Raw genomic sequence first — 19,722 nt, forward strand, 5'->3', positions numbered from 1 at the left:
CTGTAGGGTCAGTGATGGGAGTATGTCACCAGTGAGAGTCATCCTGCTAAACGCGGCTGGCGGCCCGCTCCATCAGGCGTTGGTGGGTGGAGCGCATAGGCTCTCCTGGCTTGGGTTGCCGCTGCACGTAGGTGCCATCAGGGCGCAACTCCCAGGCTTGCCGGTTGTCCGTCAGGCAGATGTCCAAGATCGCCTTGAGCTCCCGCTGCAACGCGGGATCCTCCACAGGGGTAACCACCTCAACGCGCCGATCCAGGTTGCGGGTCATGTAGTCGGCACTGCCGATGAAGTACTCTTCCTGGCCGCCATTGTAGAAGTAGAAGATGCGGGAGTGCTCCAGGAAGCGCCCGATGATGCTGATCACGCGGATGCGATCGCTCAGGCCTGGGATCCCGGGCTTGAGGCAGCACATGCCGCGCACAATGAGGTCGATCTCCACCCCGGCTTGGCTGGCCTCGTAGAGCAGCCGGATCATTTCCGGGTCGGTGAGAGAGTTGATCTTGACGATGATACGCCCCTGGCCCCCCGCTTGGGCATGGCGCATCTCGCGGCGGATCAGGGCTTCCATGCCCTGGCGTAGGGTTCTGGGGGCCACCAAGAGCTTGCGGAATTGCCGTTGCCGTGAGTAGCCCGTCAGTAGGTTGAACAATTCCGTAACATCGTTGCAGAGGGTCTCATCGCAAGTGAACAGCCCTAGGTCGGTATAGATACGGGCGGTTTTGGGGTTGTAGTTGCCGGTACCGATGTGGACGTAGCGGCGCAGGGATCCCCCCTCTTCCCGCACCACCAAAGCCAGCTTGCAGTGGATCTTCAGCCCCGGCAGGCCGTAGGCCACGTGGACCCCGGCTTTCTCCAGCTTTTTGGCCCAGAGGATGTTGTTTTCTTCGTCGAAACGGGCTTTGAGCTCCACCAGAGCGGCCACCTGCTTGCCGTTTTCGGCGGCCTGAATGAGGGATTTCACCACCGTCGAGTCGCCGGAGGTGCGGTAGAGGGTTTGCTTAATGGTGAGCACTTGGGGGTCGTTGGCGGCCTCCTCCAAAAACCGTTCCACGCTGGCGGCAAAAGAATCGTAGGGGTGATGCACCAACAGATCCCCTTCCCGGATGACGGCAAAGATATCCACCGGCTCATCGCTGACCGAGGCAGTGCGCAGGCGGGGCGGGGTGACCGGCCCCCAAGGGGGATCCTTCAAATCGGGCCGATTCAGGCTGAGAAACGCCATCACCCCCCCCATACTCAAGAGGCCATCCACTTCGTACACCGAGTCACTGTTGAGGCGCATCTCTTCGCTGAGCCGTTGTCGGATGGCTGCCGGAGTTTGGCTGGCAATCTCCATGCGCACCACTGAGCCGAAGCGGCGCTTGCGCAGCTCTTCTTGAATGGCAGCCAGCAGATCGTCGGCCTCGTCCTCTTGGATTTCCAGATCGGCATCCCGGGTGATGCGGAAGGGGTAGTACTCCAGCACCTGCATGCCGACAAACAGCGCTTCCAGATGGTGGGCAATCACCTGATCCAGCGGCACAAAGCTCACCCCATCCCGCAGCGGCACAAAGCGGGGCAAGGTGTTGGGCACCTTCACGCGAGCAAAATGCTCCTTGCCAGTCTCTGGATCCCGCACCACCACTGCCAAGCTGAGGCTGAGGTTGGAGATGTAGGGAAAGGGATGGCCCGGATCCACTGCCAAGGGGGTGAGCACTGGAAACAAACGCCTCTCAAAGTAGTCCCGCAGCTCCTGCCGTTCCGACTCGGCCAGCTCGGAAAAATCGCGGATGTGAATGCCCTGTTCCGCCAGCTTGGGCACCAGTTCCTGCCGGAAGCAAGTGTGCAATTTGCGAATCAGGGGGCGCAGGTGGCTCGAGATCTGCTGCAACTGCTGCTGCGGTGTAAGGCCATCCGGGGTTAGCACCAACACGCCCGTTTCCAACTGACGACGGATCACCGCCACCCGCACCATGAAAAATTCGTCCAGGTTGCTCTCAAAGATGGCCAGAAACTTCAGCCGCTCCAGCAGAGGTGTGCGCTCATCCAGGGCCTCGTGCAAAACCCGGGCATTGAATTCAATCCAGCTCAGCTCCCGGTTGAAATACTGCTCCGGCAGAGCATAGCCCTCTTGGATGGGTGTAGTCCGGATCCCTGGTTGTCCGGCATCAGGGGGGCAGCCCGTCGTGTCAGGGTTGCAGGGTGGCCAGGAAGGGTCAGTTTCCTTGGGACGCGGAGTCATGACGACAGAGGGCTGGGTTATCTCAAACACGTCAACAACAGCTGGAGCCGACCCAATCCTATCCTGTGGGGTTCTGCTTAGGCGAAGGAGAAGTGCCCAAGACGGGCTTGGGCGGACGTTCAGGCAACAATCCTTGAGAGCGCGTCAGAAGAATGACCTGGAGCAGGATCCCGATCAACAAAATGCGCAAAGGGCCAGCCCGGGTGGCCCACTGGGGCGGCAAACGGTTGGTGAGCCACTCGCTGCCCGACCACACCCCCCAAATTACCAGCGCTCCCAGCAAGGCGCCGCGATTGTTGCCACTGCCCCCCGCGATCAGCATTACCCAAACGATAAAGGTGGCAAACTCCGGTTGAAAGGCTTCTGGGCTGATGAAATTGACAAAATGGGCGTAGAGGGCCCCCGCCAACCCCATCAGCATGGATCCCAGCACAAACGCCTGCAGGCGAAACTGGAGCACATCTTTGCCGGCGGCCATGGTTGCCGGTTCATCCTCGCGAATGGCCCGCAGCACCCGCCCCCAGGGGGAGCGATAGGCCCGCTCCGCAGCCCAATAGACCACCGCCAAAATGACCAGCACCAAGCCCAAGTAGAGAAGGGTATCCTGACCTGGGATCCAGCCGCGAAAGGGTCGCGGAATGCGGGTAATTCCTCGCACACCGTTGGTGAGCCAGCCCTCATTCCTCAGGATTTGGCTGATGATCTCGGCAATGCCGATGGTAGCGATGGCCAGGTAGTCGGAACGCAGCTTCAGGGTAATCAAGCCGATCAAAAAGGCAATCGCTCCGGCGACGGCCACAGCCACGGCAAAACCCACCCAAAAGGGTAGATTGAAGCCGCCCAGATGTTCGGCACTTGGGGGTGTGGTGACAATGGCGCTGGCATAGGCTCCCATGGCAAAAAAAGCTCCCACCCCGATGTTGAACATGCCGGCGTAGCCCCACTGGATATTGAGGCCCAGCACCAGCACGCCGTAGATCCCCACCAAAATCAAAAAGAAAATGCCGTAGCTCAACATCAGACATCCCCATCAGACATCCCCCCCACCTGGGGATCCCAGTAATCCCGTGGGTCGGAAGATCAGCAGCAGTACCAAAATGGCGAAGGCCACCCCGGTTTTATAGGCCGGGTTGATCACCAAGGTCGAGAATTCTTCCGCCAGGCCGATCACCACTCCTCCGGCAATGGCCCCGTAAGGGCGACCGATGCCGCCGAGAATGGCCGCTGCAAAAATGGGCAGCAATAGCCGCCAGCCCATGGTGGGGTGCAGACGGGTATCCATGCCCAGGAACACACCTGCTGCACAGGCCAAGGCTGCGCCAATGGCCCAAGTCCAGAGAACGATTCGCTCCGTATCAATGCCGGTAATCTTGGCCAGCTCAAAATTGTCGGCCATGGCCCGCATCGCTTTGCCCACCCGCGTGCGTTGTAAGAAGAGATGCAGGGCCACCACCAACAGGGCTGTTCCCACCAGGATCACTGCCCAATCGGGCTTGATGCGCAGCTCCCCAAGCCGCCACGGCAACTGGATCCCGCTGCGGTACACCTGATTGTTGGGCCCCCAGATGATCTGCACCAGGCTGCGCAGAATCAGGGCGGTGCCAAAAGAAGAAATGAGCAAGATCACTGGTGCCTCCCGGCGCAGGCGGCGATAAATGAGTTGGTCGATCCCAACTGCACAAAGTACCGTGGCCAAAGCTGCCGGGATCAGGCTCACCCCAATTGGCCAACCCAACCCAACAAATGTCAGGCCGAAGTAGGCCCCCAGGGTCATCAGATCCCCGTGGGCAAAGTTGGCAAAGCGCAAAATGCCAAACGTGAGGGATACCCCAATTGCCCCCAGAGCATAGATGCTGCCCAAGACGAGGCCGTAAATGAAAAGTTGCAACAGTTGGGTCACGCTTGCCCCCAAAAACACTTTGCCCTGATAATGCCACGGGTTTGCCGAGAGCGGGATCCCGTCCGGCACAGCGGAAGGATACGGCTGATCGCGCCAGCGGGACGGAGTCCTAAGAAAGCTAGGGTAGGGGAGAGCGCCCACAAGGAAGAAGATCCATGCAGTCCAGGTCTTTGTCCATCCTCAGCTCCCTGGCAGCTTTGGCCCTGTTGAGCCTTGCCTGCGGAGCGCTGGAGCCATCCCCAGACAGGGATCCCACACCTGCGGATCCCATTCCCACTCCCCAGTTAATCTACGAAGACATCACCCTCACCCAGGCCAGACCGGATGGTGCCATTCTCTGGCGCTTACAGGCTCGCCTGGCCGAATATGAGTCCCCCTCCGAAGGCAGCGCCACTCCTGTGCAGTTGGGATCCGCCCATTTGCAGGCCGTTGAGGGGGAATTCTTCGACGAAGACAACCGCGCCATCCGCACCCGCGCCGAGCAAGGCTCTGCCTACCCCGGCGAACGACGTCTGGAATTGACGGGTCAAGTCAAGGTGGAATCAGAGCGGGATAATCTGCGTCTGCAGGCCCAGCGGGTGGAATGGCTGCCGGAACAGCGCCGCCTCCAAGCCGAGGGCCAGGTGAAAGTGGAGCTGTTGGAGGGCCAGGGATCCCTGCAGGGGGAGCGGCTGCTCGTCGACTTTGGCCAAGCCCAGATGCAGCTGGAGAACTGGGATCCCACTCAGCCGGTGCGGGCAGAGTACCGGGATCCGGATCTGGAGCTGGCTGCCAGCCGTTTTCTGTGGCAATTTGGCGTCGGGGAAGTGCAGGCAGTAGGGTCTGTAGAGGTTTACGCTCCCTTACAAGCTTTGCGCCTCAGGGGCGAGCAGTTGCGGGCTCCCCTGCCTCTAACCGAGTTGCGCATATTGGGCAACGGGCAAGCCAAAGCCGAGCAAACCGGTCAAGAGCTGCAGGCCCAGGAGATCCGCTGGCGCATCGGCTCCACCCAGCTGCAGGCCCAGGGCAACGTGCGCTACCGCCAGCCCGGCCAGGCTTTGACTGTCAGAGGCAACCAAGGGATCCTGGATTGGCAGGCCAACACTGCTCGGATCCAAGGCAACAGCCAAACCCAGCTCACTTTGCCCTGAGGAGGCGGTGGGGGAAGCAGAAAGCTGGCCGAGAGCATGGCAGGATAGGGATACTTTAAGAAACGTATCAGGTGGGTTGTGGTGAGTTTTAAGGACTCCGTCTCGCTGACGCAAACAGGATGTTTCCCCGCAAGGGCCGGCGCTGCTGCCGTAGAACGCCCCAACATCCTGCTGATCGTGCTGGATACCCAGCGGGCAGATCGTCTCTCCTGCTACTGGTCGGAAGCGGAGCGTGCCCGCCAACTGCCCACCAGCCCCAACCTGGATCGGCTGGCCGCCGAATCCACCCTCTTCGAGCGGGCCATTGCCCCCGCCCAATGGACCATCCCCTCCCACGCTTCCCTGTTTACGGGGGAATACCCCAGCACCCACCAGACTGTCCAAGCAGATCTGGAGCTGAGCCCCGCCCTGCCCACCCTGGCAGAGCTGTTGCAGCTGAGCGGCTATACCACTGTGGGCTTTTGCAACAACCCTCTGGTGGGGATCCTGAAAAACGGCCTGCGGCGCGGCTTCGAAACCTTTTACAACTACGGCGGCGCTCTGCCCACCCGCCCCCCCGAGGGCAACCCCTTGCCTGCCCCCCTAAACCGCTGGCTGGCCGCCTACACCCAATTTTGGCGGCGGCTCTCCTATCCGGTGCAAAACGCCTTTGCCCGCTCCGACACCCTCTTCCAGCTGGCGCTGCACCCCTGGTTTGCCTCCCTCTGGACCCGCCTGCTCAACTTCAAAGGCAACACCGCCGCCTCGATTGCCGACCTCAACCGCTACCTGCACCAGATGGCCCGCCGCCGGTCGGATCCCGGAGCACGGCCCTTCTTTTGCTTTGTCAACCTGATGGAGCCCCATCTGCCCTACTGGCCGCCGGAGCCCTTTGTGCAGAAATACGCCCCCTATTTCAAAAGCAACCGCGAGGCCCGCGACTTTTTGCGCCAATACAACGCCCAGCCCTACCGCTGGATGGCGCCCCTGCCGCAGCCCCTTTCTCCACTGCAAGCGCAGGTGCTGCGGGATGTCTACGATGCTGAGGTGGCCTACCAAGATCACCTACTGGGATCCGTCTTCGACACCCTGCGCCACACCGGCCTGGAGCAGAACACGCTGGTGGCCATCGTCGCCGATCACGGCGAAGGCCTGGGAGAACACGACTTCGTCGGCCACGCCTTTGTGGTCTACGAAGAGCTGATCCGCGTGCCCCTCATCCTGCGCTATCCCGGCCACTTCCCGGCAGGAAAACGCATTGCTACCCCCGTTTCCACCCGCCGCCTCTTCCATACCCTCCTGGAAGCTGCCGGCTTTAGCCCCAACCTTTCCCCCAACGGTGCCCCCTGTGTCAGCCTCAAGCTCCGCCGCGAGGTCGCCCGCCTCAGCTTGGCCCGCACCTTGGCAGGGGAAGATCCCGAGCAGGGAACAGTGCTCAGCGAAGCCTTCCCGCCCCACCTCCTCATTCGGGCTATGGAAAGCCGTAACGACAGCCTGCTGCGGGCGCGTGCCTGTTACGACATCCGCCGTGCCCTCTATGAGGGGATGACCAAGCTCATCCAAACGGGGGATCGTCCCAGCCTCTACAACTTGGAGCAGGATCCGGCGGAGCTGCGGGATCTGCTCTGGGTCGGCAACGGGGATCCTGTCTCCTCTCTCCCTGATGCTGATCCGCAACGCTGTCACGACGGGTCGGCGGGGGAAGCCGGCTGGGGATCCCTTTCCCCCCAGGCTTGGCTGGCTCGCCTGCAGCAGGGGCTGAGAACGTGGGTGAGCTGGGCAGAATCCCGACAGCCCAGCACGGCTCCTCGCAAGGTGAATGTGGAAAGCGATGCCGACTTGGTGCGGCAGATGCAAGAGCTGGGCTACTTGGAGTAGGCAGGGATCCCGCTATTCCAGCCCTCCTTCCTCCTCCCTGTGATCCCGCACATAGCCGTTTAGATCGTAGTCATCCATGTCATCCATCTCCTCCGGATCCGCCGTTGGCCAATCCTCATTTTGCCCGCCGATAATCACGCGGCTGAGGCCGATGTATTCCAGGCTGAGGGTGCGCAGGGCGTTGATCAACACATCCAGCGCCATCGCATCGGCGGTGCCCAGATCAAACCAGCAGCGGGCCCAGTTGTCCTTCTCTTCCAGGGATCCCATGTTGTGCATTAGGGAAGGCAAGGGCTCCGATTCGTTGGGATACTCCAGATAGCTCAGATCCACCTCGGCCTCTTGGGCCACCAGACGCTCGGCGTTAAATCCTCCCAGCTTGCCCAACACGTACCACGACTCCAGCACCTCGTTGAGGTACTCCAGCTCAGCTTCGACCGGCGGCTCCGCAAACTCAAACCAGATCCACAGATTTCCCGGATCGCACTCGCGAAACTCCACTTGCATGGACAGTTCCTCTGCTGCGGCCTAGCCTTTGATCATAGTCCGGCTCTGCTCGCCCGTTGGTCTGGGAATCCGTCCGTCAACACATCTTGCGGGCAGGGTGACTGCACAGAGCCGTGGGATCCCTCCTGCCGAGGCCATCGGCGGTTAGGACGGACATGGCGCAGGCGGTTGCCGGGAAGTCCGTGGCAGCCAGACGGCCCCAAAGCATCCTATACTGTTGCGGCTGTCCTAATCACGCTGTCCGAATCACGAGGAACCTGCCGCTTATGTCTGAGCTTCTCCCTTTGCCTTCCCTCCAAGACCGGGTGGCTGTGGTCACCGGAGCCAGCCGGGGCATTGGCCGGGCGATTGCCCTGCACCTGGGGGCCATTGGAGCAAAAGTGGCGATCAACTACGCCCGCTCCGCTGCCGAAGCCGAGTCCCTGGTGGAGGAGATCGCGGCCCTGGGGGGAGAAGGGATCCCTGTGGCCGCCGATGTGTCTTGCCCAGAGGCGGTGGAGAGCCTGTTTGCCCAGGTGATGGAGCGGTGGGGTCGGGTGGATGTGCTGGTGAACAATGCCGGCATGGCCCGCGACACCCTGCTGCTGCGCATGAAGCCAGAAGATTGGCAGGCGGTGCTGGATCTCAACCTGACGGGGGTCTTTCTCTGCCTGAAGGCAGCCGCCAAGATCATGGTGAAGCAGCGCCAGGGGCGCATCATCAACATCACCTCGGTGGTGGGCTTGGTGGGCAATGCCGGCCAGGCCAGCTACAGCGCCGCCAAAGCAGGGGTGGTGGGCCTCACCAAGACAGCAGCTCGCGAGCTGGCCAGCCGCAACATCACCGTCAACGCCGTGGCACCGGGGTTCATCACCACCCAAATGACCGAAAAACTGGATCCTGGCCCGATTTTGGCGCAGATCCCCCTGGGGCGACTGGGATCCCCGGCAGAAGTGGCGGGGCTGGTGCGTTTTTTGGCGGCAGATCCGGCGGCGGCCTACATCACGGGACAGGTTTTTGCCATCGATGGTGGCATGGTGATGAGCTAGGCACTCTACCACGCCAGGGCTAGGCCATCGGCACGGGGTTCGGAAGCCGCAATGAAGTGATCCCCATCCCGCAAGAGGATCTGTCCCCGGCCAAAAAGACCGCAATCCTCTTCTGCGTCCACCACCTGCACTGCATGGCCGCGGGCGGAGAGTTCGCGCACCACCTGGGGCGGCACCGTGCTCTCCAGCGCCACCTGCGGGATCCCCCGATCCCACAGCACTCGCCAGCGGGGCGCATCCAGAGCCGCCTGGGGGTTCAGGCCGTAATCCACCAAATTCACCACCACCTGCACATGGCCTTGGGGCTGCATCGTCCCTCCCATCACACCAAAAGGGCCGAGGGGGATCCCTTCTCTGGATAGAAAAGCGGGGATGATCGTGTGGTAGGGGCGCTTGCGGGGGCCCACCTGGTTGGGATGGCCGGGCTCCAGGGTGAAACCCGTGCCGCGGTTGTGGAGAGCAATGCCCGTGCCCGGAACCAGCAGACCACTGCCGAAGCCATCGAAATTCGACTGAATCAAAGACACCATCAACTCCCTATCGGCTGCAGCCAGGTAAACCGTTCCCCCCTCCGGCAGCCCTGGCTGGGCCAGGGGGATCGCCTCCCTCCCGATCAACTGCCGCCGCCGCTGTGCATAAGCCTTATCCAGCATCTGGGCAGGACTGACCCGCACATACTCCGGATCCGCCACCTGTCGGCTCACATCGGCAAAGGCCAGCTTCATTGCCTCAATCTGCAGGTGATAGCGCTCGCCGGCATCGTAGGAGATCCGACCCAGCTCAAAACCCTCCAAAAGGTTGAGCGCCATCAAAGCGGCAATGCCCTGCCCGTTGGGGGGGATCTCCCAGACGGTGTAGCCGCGGTAATCTGTATGGATGGGTTCCACCCAATCGGCCTGGTGCTGGGCCAAGTCGGCGGGGGACAGGAAGCCGCCCGTGGCCTCCGAGAAAGCCAGCAACTTCTCGGCCAGCTCCCCCCGGTAAAAACTCTCCCCACCGCTACGGGCAATCTCTTCTAGGGTTTGAGCATGCAGGGGGCTGCTCCAGCGCTCTCCAGCCCGTGGGGCACGCCCTTGGGGAAAGAAAACGGCCTTGAAGGCCTCGTGGCGCGGATCCGGCAGGGGCAAATAGATGGCCTCCGCCGCCTGCCACAGTTGGGCCACCCGGGGAGAGACCGGAAATCCCTCTTGCGCCAGACGAAGGGCAGGCACAAACAGACGCTCGAACGGCAGCTTTCCCCAGCGCCGGTGCAAGGTCTGCCAAGCGGAAACTGCCCCCGGCACCGTCACCGCTAACCAATCGTAGGGGGGGATCCGCCCATGGTCCCGGTACCGCTCCGGCGTCAGGGCGGCTGGGCTGCGACCGGAAGCATTCAACCCATACAGCCGACCCTTCTCTCCCCCCTCCCACACCAGGGCGAAGGCATCACCCCCAATGCCGTTCGAGGTTGGCTCTACCACCGTCAGAGCCACCGCTATCGCCACCGCTGCATCCACAGCATTGCCGCCCGCCCAGAACATCTCCATGCCCGCCATTGCCGCCAAAGGTTGGCTGGTGGCCACGGATCCCTGTCTGCCCATCACCACCCGTCGCCGCGAAGCAAACGGATAGCGATCCAGGGCCTGCCGCAAAAAAGTGGGTGCTGGAGTGGGTGCTGGCATATCGCTACGCGACGCTCTCGCGAATGGGCTGGGCTCCCTACACAGGCAGGTTATCGCTACGCGACGCTCTCGCGAACAGGAGTGCGGCCAACTCCGCAAAGCTGTCCACCACCACATCTGCCCCGGCGTGGCGCAGTTCCTCGGCGGTGAAAGCCGTGGTGAGGCCCACCGCAAAACAGCCAGCCCCCTTAGCGGCGCGGATCCCATGGGTAGAATCTTCAATCACCCAACACAACGCCGGATCCAACCCCACAGCGGCAGCCGTTTTCAGGTAAGGCTCTGGGTCGGGCTTGGCCCGCTGAATGTCTTCGGCGGTAATCACCGCGTCAAACCAGCGGTGCAGGTCGAAGCGCTGGAAAATCTGCGCTTGATCCCGGCGGATGGCCGAAGTGGTGACGGCCAGGGCAGAAAAGCGCCGGCGGCTGGCCGCCAAAAACTCCAGCACCCCCGGCACCAGTGGTACCTCTGCCAGCAGCTCGCCAAAAGCCTTGGCCTTTTCCTCGATCAAGCGCTGCACCAGCAGGGGCCGTTCTGCAGGTGGGGTGTCCGTCTGGTGTTGGACAAGGTACTCGAACATGTCGCGGTCGGTGCGCCCCTTGAACTGCAGGGAGATGGGGGCCAAATCCAGGGATAGGTGGCAGCGTTGCAGGGCAATGGCCCCGGCGCGGGCATGGATTGGTTCCGAATCCACAATCACCCCGTCCATATCGAAGAGCAGGCCGGCAGTCACGTCAGCCTTCCCCTGTTGTAGGCACAGCACTTTGGATTGCATAGACATTATCGCTACGCGACGCTTTCGCGAATGGGCAAGCACGGGACAGGGATCCCCTTTAACAACCATACTGCCCCGTCTCCATCCCCCACCCGCAGAAGCGGCTGGTGATCTGCCAAATGGGATCCAACACATCCGTCAGGGCGTGGTCACTCTCCACCGCCACCAGTTGGGCCCAGGGGCGACGGGCCACATAGTCTCGACTGGCTTGAATGGGGATGGTGTCGTCTTGGATCCCGTGCACAATTAGGGTGGGCACAGGCCGTCGTAACCCCCCATCCGGGTAGCGCTGGGCATCGGCAACAAAGCCGTACTCCAAAGGGAGAGGGCGGCCTTCTCCGTAGTGAAACACCATGAGTTGTCCGGTTCGCTGCCAAGTCTCCACCGCCTCTGCCCCCAGCCGCGGCAGCCAATGGCCTAAAAAGCCAAAAGCCGGCGCCAAGAGCACCAAGCGCTGCACGCAAGGTTGTCGTTCGGCAACCCAAGCAGCCACCAGGCCCCCCAAGCTAGAGCCGATGAGGGTGACAGGGGGGTAGTTCATCTCGGCAAGCTGGCTGGAAACCTGCTGGATCTGGCGGGTCAAGGTGAGCTGGGCAAAATTGTCCTGGTTCAGATCAGGCACCTGAACAGGGATCCCCACCTGCTGCAGCCGCTGCCGAAAAAAAGTCGCCTTGGCCGACTGCGGCCCAGAGCCGAATCCATGCAGGTAAATCGCCAACACGGAAAGGGATCCCTATGGCCCTGTGGCTGCCGAGAGCCAGCCCGCCCCCAACACCACGCTGATGGAGAGGAAAAGGGTCGCTACCGTCCAGGTGATGCGGTTGAGGTTTTGCTCAGCACTCTTGGAGCTGGAGAACAGCTGGGCCTGCCCGCCAATGCCCGCCAACCCATCCCCCTTAGGGCTGTGCAGCAGCACCAAGATCACCAGCAAGATGGCCGAAGCCGACCAGAGAAACTCGAAAAACGCTTCCATCGCAGCGGATCCCTGTAGGGCAAGTTGCTAAGGCCATTATCGCTTGGAACCGCATCTTAGCGCACCCTGCCTCGGCATCGCTCCCATTTCAAACTCAACTCGTTCAAACTCAACTCGGCAGGCCCAGACCCATCTACTTGCTTCTCAGGTGGAACGGGTGCTGCTCCTTCTGGGGGTGTTGCTTTGCCTCAAAAAACGACCCCAAACGGGGCCGCTCGGTCTTTTCCGAATCTCTATGGAGATCTCCAGAGGATCCCCACCTCACCTACAAGGGCAAACAGTATTCACCTCAGTAGCTTACACCCCGGTAGGTCAGGGGCTGATGAGGGTGAGGCATCGCTTTCTTGCTGGTGTGGTGCACACAGAAGGTTTGACCGCGATACTGAGCTTGCAACTCCTCATCACTGAGCTGAGTATGCGCGGGAACGTAGTCAAAGGTGTTGCCACGGAAAGAGAGTTTCATAAGTCGCCTCCATCAACGAAGGGTTGAGTTTGTTGTTGTTGAACCGTAAGCCACGGAGAGAGTGGCGCGATTCAGTTGAGGCGCGTTCCTTCGGGAAGACCCCTACTTCCGTCTCTGCACAGCTCCCAACCAACGGTGAGCCAACTGCAGAGATGAACGATTTATCCTATGTCTGTATCATAACTTACGGTTTTGCAGGTTTTTTGAGGGATTTATAGAAATTTAATCCGGCCATACCCGCAAAAGGGATCCCTTGCCGTCGGCTCTTCCGCGGCTTCTCGGGCCTGACTGGGCAATCACCTATGCACTTTTCGGAATAGATTGCCGCAACCGGTTCCGGGCCCAGGGCACCAATCCCGTATTCGGCCAGTCTCCGCAAAATTCTGATTTCTTCTATTTCACCGCCTGCGCAAGTGCCTGCAGCCCTGCTCGCAGACGTTCCTCGATGTCGGCCTCTAGCTGTAGTGTTCCGGCAGCGTCCAACTGAATTTGAGAACTCAGGATATAAACCCCTCTCAGGATGTGGGTTGCCCCCATCACCGCCAGCACAGGTTTCATCGCAAAGTCGATGGACAGCAGATGGGCCAGGGTTCCCCCGGTGGCAATGGGGAGAATCACTTTACCGGTAAAGGCGTCTTGATCCAGCAAATCCAGCAGTGCCTTCAACACACCTGGATAGGAGGCTTTGTAAACGGGAGCAGAGATGACGATCCCGGTAGCTTGGGCCACCTTTTGCTGAATTGCCTTGAGTTGAGGGCTATCGAACTTGGCCAGTGCCAGATCCTCTGGGGGCAAATCCCGCACCGAAACAAACTGAGTGGTCAATCCCAGATCGGACAGGATCCCGGCAGCGTGATGTAAAACGGCTTCTGAGCGAGAAGGAGTGCTGGGACTACCGGAGAGCAGGAGGATGCTGGACATAGGCCGCAGACAGAATACTGCCTCAGTTGTACCAGGGATCCCACGTGAAAGATGATTAACCCACTCTCGCCCTGCCCCAGCATGCACGATAGCTTTGTCTCTCGACGTCATTCCCTGCTGGTCAAATTGCGGGCAAAATATGCCCCCCCCAACTCCCCACCTACTCAAGGGGTCGGGAACGTGATAGGTTAGATTCAGCAAGGGTTTCAGCTTGCTAAACTTGAGATTGATTTACGCGGGCGTAGTTCAGTGGTAGAACGCTAGCTTCCCAAGCTGGATGTCGTGAGTTCGAGTCTCATCGCCCGCTTTCCCCAACCAACCGGCAAAACCCGCTTTCCGCAAGCATTCCCGGGCTTGGCCTAGTCCGGGAAATCAATGAGCTCAAGGTAAAAAGGGGTAGTTCGGGGTCAGTAAGATCTCCTTGGCCAGTGCCCAGTTAGGCAATGAAGCATGCAACTTTACGAGTACGACTTCTATGCCTGGACGCAAAAGCAAGCCGCACTGCTGAAATCGGGGCAGTGGGATCAACTGGATATCGCCAACTTGGTGGAGGAAATCGAGGCTTTGGGCAGGCAAGAACGCCGGGAATTGCTGCACCGGCTGGGGATCCTGGTAGGGCATTTGCTGAAGTGGCAATTGCAACCCCACCTGCGAGGCAAAAGTTGGCGGGCAACGATTACTGAACAACGCCGCCAGATCCAGCGATTGCTCAAAGACAGTCCCAGCCTCAAGCCCGATCTTTCGGCAGCCCTGCAAGAGGCTCACCAGGACGGGATCCTGTTGGTGGTGAGAGAAACACCATTGTCTGAAGCAGATCTGCCTGCCCAGTGTCCCTACACATTTGAGCAGGTGATGGATCCCGACTTTTATCCTGGCAAGGAAGATCCCCAGTGATCTGCTCAGCCCCCGGAACCAGAACCAGGGAGGGAGGGATCCCGACCCCGGTGGGTCTCCATCTGGCTGTCCACTACCCGTCGCAGCACTCCGTTGACGAAAGCGGCGGCCTCAGGATCCCCGTATTTTTTGGCCAATTCTACAGCTTCGTTGATGGCAACCTTCACGGGGCTGCTGGCCAGTATTTCCATCTCCACCACCGCCAGGCGCAGGATATCTCGTTCGATCCGACCAACCCGCTGCAATTGCCAACCCACCAAAGCCTTTTGCAAACGAGCATCAATCGCCTCCTTGTGGGTTCGCAGGGCAGTTAACAGTTGCAAAGCGTAGGCGCGCACTTCTTGGGATTGGGCAATGTACAACAGTTCCGGCATGGACAGGGCAACGCCCACCCGGTTGACTGCTCTTTGGGACAACTGGACAACCTCATCCAAGATGTGGCGGACGCTGTGCAGCCGCTGTTCCAGGTGTTCTAAGGCTTGGCCGGCGTTGCCGAGGGCCACTTGCACCTGCTGGATTAGCTCCAGCAATTCCCCCCGTAAGGCATTGGGGTCAGGAACGTCCGCCTCCTTCAGAGTGATTTCCAGGCGCTGCAGGTGTCGTTGGGCCTGCTGAAGGCGGAGGGTGACGGAGCGGGATCCACCCTCTTCCTTGGGATCCGAATCGGCCAACAATAGAGGATCGCTCTCGTGCAACAAACGGTCGCTGCGCTGGATTTCCGCCGCCGCTGTGGAGAGGGTTTCATGGGTCTCTTCACTCAGGGCGCGGATGGCTGCCAGCAGCAAGTCCTCCAGTTGTTTTTCGCTCAGTTTGGCCGCCGTGGCTGGCAGTTGATTGACCCCCAGCAGGGCCAGTTCGCGGGCAATACGCCGAGGTTGCATTGCAGAATATCCATAGCTTCTGAAAGACTGCCCCATTGCCGCAAGGCGGCGCGCAAGCGCTATCGGGCTTAGCCATGCTAGCAGGTTGCCAATCCATGAAGAACGAGAGACTCACCCGGTCAACCGGCCCTAAAACTGCGACTTAACACCCGAAACACCAAAGATGAACTCTGCTCTGTGCCAAAGCGAGATTGGCTGGATACCGAGAGGGTGAGCCGTCGTTTGCTGCGGGTGATGCCCACATACAGCAGCCGCAGCCGCTCCGCTGCCAAGTCCAAAAAGGCTTGCTTGGTGGCCGAGTCGGCCTGCAGATCCCAGCCGCCTTTGGGGCTGAGCTGTCGCAACTGAGCCAGGGCCTCTGCCTGCATATCCACTTCATCCAAAAACCTCAGCCCCAGGGGCCGCTCCCCGTACTGGGTGGGAAACTCGTAGGCCGACACCTGGGGGATGAACACCTGATCCCATTCCAGCCCCTTGGCCCGATGCAGAGTCGTGACAGTGATGCTGCCCGGCTCGGGGTCGAAGGCGAAGATCTCCGAAGGCAAGTTGTTGAGGCGGTGATCCAGAATCACCTGAAATTCTTGGGCGATCTCCTGCCAATCGGTTTCGGGCAGGGATCCCAGCACCTGCTCCAGTTGATCGATCACGTAGCGACCCACAAACAGCTCTTCCGGCTTGCGGTAGAGGCTTTGAACGATCACATTCAGCACCTCTGGCCAAGGGGATCGCCCGGCCCGGAGCCAACCGGCAAGGGTGCGCAGCAGCCTGCCCAAGTTCTGCCAAGGCGGGCCATCGGGCAGAGCGGGAGCCTCACCAAAGTTGGGGAACAGCAGCCGCTCCGGCAGAGAGGCGCGGATCCAGCTCAACATCGGTCCCAGTTCAGCACGTGGGATCCCCGCCCAATCCGCCAAGCAATCCACAGCAGCAGCCAAGCGAGGGGGGGCAGTGGGACGGGCAAACCAGTCGATGATTCCCTTGAGCTGCAACAACACCCGCCGCTGACTGGGACTGCCCCGCAACAGATCGATCACCCGCTCCGCTCCCATTTCCTGGAGATAGCTGAGGGCTTTGCCCCCCAGCTCGTTAGTGGTGACCAGAATGGCCACCGTTTGGCCGGGAAAAGCTTGGGCGGCTGCAATGGCCTGCCGCGCTACCTGTTGCAGCTCCTCCTCCGGGGATCCGACAACCCGCAGAAAGTCCACACCACCCTCGCTGGCCGGGGGGTTTTGGCCACCGGAGGTGGCCAGTTGAATGGGCTGGGGGGCCAGAGCGGTGCGCAAAGCCGGGATGGGGTGCTGCTGATTCACCCACTCCACCAGGCGGTTGGCCAAAGCGATGATCTGGGGGGCGCTGCGGCTGGATTCATCCAAGAGCACCACCTGAGGACTGGCCTGGCAAAAGGCGCGAAACAGCCGCGGCTCGGCGCTGGTAAAGGTGCCCATGATGCTCTGGTTGGGATCCCCCACCCGCACCAGGTTGCCGGTGCGTTGGCTGAGCAGCCGCAGCAGCTCTTCCTGCAGGGGGGAACTGTCTTGGGCCTCATCCTCGAACAGGTAGTCGTACCAGTTCTGCACCTGCTCCCGCAGCTCCGGACTGCCCTCGATCAAATCCACTGCTTGCCAGCCCAGGTCGTCGTAGTCTAACTTGCCCAGGCGACGCAATTCCGCTTGATAACCGGCGTAGATGGGAGCAGCCCAGCCCAGATAGCCCTCGCTGGGGATCACTTCTGGCCCCAGGCGCAGATTCTTGACCCTGCTGATGACCACCTGCACCATCTGCTGGAAACTGCGCCGGAACTGGGCTCGGTTTTGGGCGATCTTTTGCGGGTTGTTGTCGCCGGGGATCAGCGGCTCCCAGAGCTGAGTATGGCGGACGAGCCAAGCGCGGCACAGGCGGCTGAGCAACCGCTCCTGTTCGTATCCCTCCAAAATAGACAGCTCCTCCCAACGGCTGGGGGCCTCCCGCAACACCCGCAACGACAAAGAATGCAGGGTAAAGGCCTGGGTAAAGCGATCCGGATACCCCGCCCGTTGCAAACGTTGATTGATGCGGCTGATCAAGTTGCCCCGCGCCGAACGCATGTAGGTGAACACCCCGATGCGCTCCGGTGGGATCCCCCGATTGAGAATTAAATCGGCGATCAACAGCTCCAGAATAAAGGTCTTGCCGCTCCCCGGAACGGCGGCGATCCCCAGCGGCCCCGATTGGTAGGCCAACGCCTGTTGCTGCGCCGGACGCAGGGTGACCTCAGGAAAGGGAGAAGAAGCCAGACCCAGCATAGGATCCCTGCCTAGCTGAGGATGAAGGTCTCGATGGCCGCCGCCACCCCGTCTTCTGTTACAGAAGGGGCGATCCAGTCGGCATGGGGCAACAGAGCTGGCGAGGCATTTCCCATCGCCACCCCGATCCCGGCGTATTGAATCATCTCAATGTCGTTGTCGCCATCGCCAATGGCCATCACCTGCTCCGCCGACAACCCCAGCATTTCCTCCGCCAAAAAACGAACGGCATTGCCCTTGTTCACCGCCGGATGGGTAGCCTCGAGAAAAATTGGCTCCGAACGGGTGAGATAGAGCTGCTCAGGGGAATACCGCCGCCGCAGGGATCCCTGCAATTCCTGAAGGAACTCGGTATCCTCAGAAACAGCCAGGATCTTGGTGGGGCTTCGTCCGTATTGGGCGGAAGAGAACATCTGGAACGGCACCTGAGAGCGCTCAGCATAGGCCTGACTGAGAGGGCTCAGCTCCCGTAAGTAGAGCTGGTCATCGATGTAGAGGTGAACCCCCACCGGCTGATCCTGCAACGCTTGCAACAACTCCTCGGCCAGCGGCCAGTCCAGGCTCCAGTGCTTTAGGGTCTTTTGGCTATCGGGATCCCGAATTAAAGCCCCCTGGTAGCTGCATAGGGGCATATCGGCCCCAATCGCGTAGTGGAACCGCTCGGCAGAACGATGCATGCGACCCGTAGCAATGGCTACTCGCACCCCTGCTGCTTTGGCCTTCTGAATGGCTTCCCGAACCGGCTCCGAAACCTGGTTGGAAGGCCCGGCAATCGTGCCATCGATATCCACCACCAACAGCCGAATCTGGGCACGGGGTGGAGAATATGCCCGCTCCTTTCCCTCCGCTTGGACGTTCACTTGAGTTTGCATTGCCCCTCCTCCTGGCAACCTCCCAGACCGTAGCATGGCTCTGCCTCGATTGGTTGACGGTCATTGGCCGGCTCAGTACACAAAGAATCAACACAGAAGAATTGAACAAGTGAGATGGCCGGGTGAGGGATCGGTTCCTGCCCCTATTCCCACCCACGAGAAAGCATAGAATTAAGGGAGACTAGCCCCGTGATGGATGAAAACATCGTGAACATGCTGAAACACATCGGTCGCGTCTGCCGGCCCTTGCTGGCCATCGCCCTGGCCTTGATCTTGGCCTTGGCTCCCCTAGGCGCTGTTTGGGCACGCAGTGGCGGTCGCATTGGCGGCGGATCTTTCCGGTCTCCGACGTTCTCTGCCCCCCGCTCGATTGGCCCGCACTACTCAGCTCCCGTGTACCCCAGCTATGGGGGCGGCTTCGGTTTTCCGCTGCTGGTGCCCTTTTTCTGGGGAGGGGGTGGCGGCCTGCTCACACTGCTGCTCTTGATTGGGGCAGGTAGCTTTTTGGTGCAGACACTGCGCTCAGCAGCCAGCTCTGAAGAGGGGGACGATAGCATTGGGGTTCGTGATCCGCAGGTAACCGTTGCGCAGGTGAAAGTGGGCCTGCTGGCCAGCGCCCGACAACTGCAAAAAGACATGAACGCCCTGGCTCTGGAAGCGGATACTCAGTCGCCGGAAGGGCTGAGCCAACTGTTGCAAGAGGTCACTCTTGGCTTGATGCGCTACAGCGACTACTGGGCCTATGGCCATGCCCAAGCCGACAGGCTGCCCTTGTCTCGCGCCGAATCCCTGTTCTACCAAGCCTCCTTGCAAGAGCGCAGCAAGTTCAGCATCGAAAGCCTCAGCAACCGCAACAACCAAATCCAACAGGTTTCCCAAGCGGCGCTGCAGCGGTCTGCTGCCGGGATCCCGGATATCGGCGAGTATCTGGTGGTCACTCTGCTGGTTGCGTATCGTGGTAACTTGGGTACACTACCTGTAGTTAACTCCATGGCGGATCTGCGGCAGTGCCTGTTGCAGCTGGCTTCGATTCCGGCAGATCGGATTGTGGCCATCGAAGTGCTGTGGACGCCGCAGTTGGAGGGAGACACCCTGTCGGCAGAGGCGCTGTTGACCGAGTACCCGGAAATGCGGCTCCTTTGAGAGCCTTTGGGCGATAGACGGCAACTGTTGGCTGAGTGTCTCAACTCCTCGGGATCCCCGCCGCTCAGGCTAGGGAGGTTGTATGTCCGGGTTAGATGCTTCAGCGGGCAGAGGCCGTCGTTCCCCTTGGGCATGGTCTGGCCAAGTCAAGCAGGCAGATTCTCTGTTGGATGAGCTGTTCGAAGATTTGGAGAACAGCTTGGAAGAGGGGCTGTCAGAA

18 protein-coding genes, 1 tRNA gene and 1 riboswitch are annotated in these 19,722 nt (G+C 60.6%); of the genes, 6 read left to right on the top strand and 13 right to left on the bottom strand.

Annotation, left to right across the window (positions count from 1 at the left end):
• Nucleotides 1-46: 46 nt before the first annotated feature.
• Genes ppk1 through NW856_RS00430 form a run of 3 tightly spaced genes read right to left on the bottom strand, consistent with a single transcriptional unit; the run spans nt 47 to nt 4,121 of the window.
• The gene (gene ppk1, locus NW856_RS00420; protein WP_414398519.1) at nt 47-2,221 is read right to left on the bottom strand and encodes a polyphosphate kinase 1; all 2,175 of its coding nucleotides are present in this window, start codon (nt 2,219-2,221) and stop codon (nt 47-49) included.
• Between the two features lie 58 nt (nt 2,222-2,279).
• Nucleotides 2,280-3,239 carry a branched-chain amino acid ABC transporter permease gene (locus NW856_RS00425; protein ID WP_414398520.1) on the bottom strand — a complete coding sequence of 320 codons (960 nt, stop codon included), beginning with the start codon at nt 3,237-3,239 and terminating at the stop codon, nt 2,280-2,282.
• Nucleotides 3,240-3,251: 12 nt separating this feature from the next.
• Nucleotides 3,252-4,121: a branched-chain amino acid ABC transporter permease gene (locus NW856_RS00430; RefSeq protein WP_414398523.1), complete on the bottom strand. Its 870-nt coding sequence runs from the start codon at nt 4,119-4,121 to the stop codon at nt 3,252-3,254.
• Nucleotides 4,122-4,276: 155 nt separating this feature from the next.
• On the opposite strand from NW856_RS00430, the gene lptC reads away from it, so the two are divergent.
• On the top strand, nt 4,277-5,251 hold the full coding sequence (gene lptC / locus NW856_RS00435; RefSeq protein WP_414398524.1) for an LPS export ABC transporter periplasmic protein LptC: 975 nt from the start codon (nt 4,277-4,279) through the stop codon (nt 5,249-5,251).
• A gap of 81 nt (nt 5,252-5,332) precedes the next feature.
• A complete protein-coding gene (locus tag NW856_RS00440) occupies nt 5,333-7,108 on the top strand; it encodes a sulfatase (protein WP_414398527.1) in 1,776 nt (591 codons plus the stop codon).
• A 12-nt stretch (nt 7,109-7,120) separates the two neighbouring features.
• Here the strand turns inward: NW856_RS00440 and NW856_RS00445 are convergent, their stop codons facing one another.
• The gene (locus NW856_RS00445) at nt 7,121-7,615 is read right to left on the bottom strand and encodes a DUF3531 family protein (RefSeq protein ID WP_414331319.1); all 495 of its coding nucleotides are present in this window, start codon (nt 7,613-7,615) and stop codon (nt 7,121-7,123) included.
• 266 nt (nt 7,616-7,881) lie between these two features.
• Here NW856_RS00445 and fabG point away from each other — a divergent pair, with 266 nt between their 5' ends.
• Entirely contained in the window at nt 7,882-8,643 is a 762-nt protein-coding gene (gene fabG / locus NW856_RS00450; protein ID WP_414398528.1) for a 3-oxoacyl-[acyl-carrier-protein] reductase, read from the top strand.
• Nucleotides 8,644-8,648: 5 nt separating this feature from the next.
• On the opposite strand, the gene NW856_RS00455 is transcribed toward fabG, so the two are convergent.
• The 6 genes from NW856_RS00455 to ssuE form a co-directional block, all read right to left on the bottom strand.
• Nucleotides 8,649-10,304 (bottom strand): gamma-glutamyltransferase family protein, encoded by a 1,656-nt coding sequence (locus tag NW856_RS00455; protein WP_414398530.1) that lies wholly within the window; start codon nt 10,302-10,304, stop codon nt 8,649-8,651.
• 37 nt (nt 10,305-10,341) lie between these two features.
• Nucleotides 10,342-11,076 carry an HAD family hydrolase gene (locus NW856_RS00460; protein ID WP_414398532.1) on the bottom strand — a complete coding sequence of 245 codons (735 nt, stop codon included), beginning with the start codon at nt 11,074-11,076 and terminating at the stop codon, nt 10,342-10,344.
• A 58-nt stretch (nt 11,077-11,134) separates the two neighbouring features.
• Nucleotides 11,135-11,797, bottom strand: a complete 663-nt coding sequence (locus NW856_RS00465) for a YqiA/YcfP family alpha/beta fold hydrolase (protein ID WP_414388296.1) — start codon at nt 11,795-11,797, stop codon at nt 11,135-11,137.
• A gap of 12 nt (nt 11,798-11,809) precedes the next feature.
• Nucleotides 11,810-12,049: a preprotein translocase subunit SecG gene (gene secG / locus NW856_RS00470; RefSeq protein ID WP_011433676.1), complete on the bottom strand. Its 240-nt coding sequence runs from the start codon at nt 12,047-12,049 to the stop codon at nt 11,810-11,812.
• Between the two features lie 289 nt (nt 12,050-12,338).
• The gene (locus NW856_RS00475) at nt 12,339-12,512 is read right to left on the bottom strand and encodes a DUF4278 domain-containing protein (RefSeq protein ID WP_083757650.1); all 174 of its coding nucleotides are present in this window, start codon (nt 12,510-12,512) and stop codon (nt 12,339-12,341) included.
• Nucleotides 12,513-12,591: 79 nt separating this feature from the next.
• Nucleotides 12,592-12,673: riboswitch (Glutamine riboswitch) on the bottom strand.
• Between the two features lie 232 nt (nt 12,674-12,905).
• Nucleotides 12,906-13,433, bottom strand: a complete 528-nt coding sequence (gene ssuE, locus NW856_RS00480) for an NADPH-dependent FMN reductase (protein ID WP_414331394.1) — start codon at nt 13,431-13,433, stop codon at nt 12,906-12,908.
• 235 nt (nt 13,434-13,668) lie between these two features.
• Between ssuE and NW856_RS00485 the strand changes: the two genes are divergently transcribed.
• Nucleotides 13,669-13,740: transfer RNA gene (locus NW856_RS00485), tRNA-Gly, on the top strand.
• 143 nt (nt 13,741-13,883) lie between these two features.
• A complete protein-coding gene (locus NW856_RS00490; protein WP_414331397.1) occupies nt 13,884-14,327 on the top strand; it encodes a DUF29 domain-containing protein in 444 nt (147 codons plus the stop codon).
• A gap of 5 nt (nt 14,328-14,332) precedes the next feature.
• Here the strand turns inward: NW856_RS00490 and nusB are convergent, their stop codons facing one another.
• The 3 genes from nusB to NW856_RS00505 form a co-directional block, all read right to left on the bottom strand.
• A complete protein-coding gene (nusB, locus tag NW856_RS00495; protein WP_414331399.1) occupies nt 14,333-15,208 on the bottom strand; it encodes a transcription antitermination factor NusB in 876 nt (291 codons plus the stop codon).
• A gap of 119 nt (nt 15,209-15,327) precedes the next feature.
• On the bottom strand, nt 15,328-17,487 hold the full coding sequence (locus NW856_RS00500) for an ATP-dependent helicase (protein WP_414398533.1): 2,160 nt from the start codon (nt 17,485-17,487) through the stop codon (nt 15,328-15,330).
• 11 nt (nt 17,488-17,498) lie between these two features.
• The gene (locus NW856_RS00505; RefSeq protein ID WP_414398536.1) at nt 17,499-18,359 is read right to left on the bottom strand and encodes a Cof-type HAD-IIB family hydrolase; all 861 of its coding nucleotides are present in this window, start codon (nt 18,357-18,359) and stop codon (nt 17,499-17,501) included.
• A 192-nt stretch (nt 18,360-18,551) separates the two neighbouring features.
• Here NW856_RS00505 and NW856_RS00510 point away from each other — a divergent pair, with 192 nt between their 5' ends.
• Nucleotides 18,552-19,502: a DUF1517 domain-containing protein gene (locus tag NW856_RS00510; RefSeq protein WP_414398538.1), complete on the top strand. Its 951-nt coding sequence runs from the start codon at nt 18,552-18,554 to the stop codon at nt 19,500-19,502.
• Nucleotides 19,503-19,722: the final 220 nt, after the last annotated feature.

It is taken from the genome of Synechococcus sp. R3-13 (assembly GCF_047462195.1).
Lineage (GTDB): Bacteria > Cyanobacteriota > Cyanobacteriia > Thermostichales > Thermostichaceae > Thermostichus.

Coding starts and splice junctions, on each gene's coding strand:
- ppk1 (WP_414398519.1), bottom strand. CDS start 2,221: ATGACTCCGCGTCCCAAGGAAACTGACCCTTCCTGGCCACCCTGCAAC.
- NW856_RS00425 (WP_414398520.1), bottom strand. CDS start 3,239: ATGTTGAGCTACGGCATTTTCTTTTTGATTTTGGTGGGGATCTACGGC.
- lptC (WP_414398524.1), top strand. CDS start 4,277: ATGCAGTCCAGGTCTTTGTCCATCCTCAGCTCCCTGGCAGCTTTGGCC.
- NW856_RS00445 (WP_414331319.1), bottom strand. CDS start 7,615: ATGCAAGTGGAGTTTCGCGAGTGCGATCCGGGAAATCTGTGGATCTGG.
- fabG (WP_414398528.1), top strand. CDS start 7,882: ATGTCTGAGCTTCTCCCTTTGCCTTCCCTCCAAGACCGGGTGGCTGTG.
- NW856_RS00455 (WP_414398530.1), bottom strand. CDS start 10,304: ATGCCAGCACCCACTCCAGCACCCACTTTTTTGCGGCAGGCCCTGGAT.
- NW856_RS00460 (WP_414398532.1), bottom strand. CDS start 11,076: ATGCAATCCAAAGTGCTGTGCCTACAACAGGGGAAGGCTGACGTGACT.
- secG (WP_011433676.1), bottom strand. CDS start 12,049: ATGGAAGCGTTTTTCGAGTTTCTCTGGTCGGCTTCGGCCATCTTGCTG.
- NW856_RS00475 (WP_083757650.1), bottom strand. CDS start 12,512: ATGAAACTCTCTTTCCGTGGCAACACCTTTGACTACGTTCCCGCGCAT.
- ssuE (WP_414331394.1), bottom strand. CDS start 13,433: ATGTCCAGCATCCTCCTGCTCTCCGGTAGTCCCAGCACTCCTTCTCGC.
- NW856_RS00490 (WP_414331397.1), top strand. CDS start 13,884: ATGCAACTTTACGAGTACGACTTCTATGCCTGGACGCAAAAGCAAGCC.
- nusB (WP_414331399.1), bottom strand. CDS start 15,208: ATGCAACCTCGGCGTATTGCCCGCGAACTGGCCCTGCTGGGGGTCAAT.
- NW856_RS00500 (WP_414398533.1), bottom strand. CDS start 17,487: ATGCTGGGTCTGGCTTCTTCTCCCTTTCCTGAGGTCACCCTGCGTCCG.
- NW856_RS00505 (WP_414398536.1), bottom strand. CDS start 18,359: ATGCAAACTCAAGTGAACGTCCAAGCGGAGGGAAAGGAGCGGGCATAT.
- NW856_RS00510 (WP_414398538.1), top strand. CDS start 18,552: ATGGATGAAAACATCGTGAACATGCTGAAACACATCGGTCGCGTCTGC.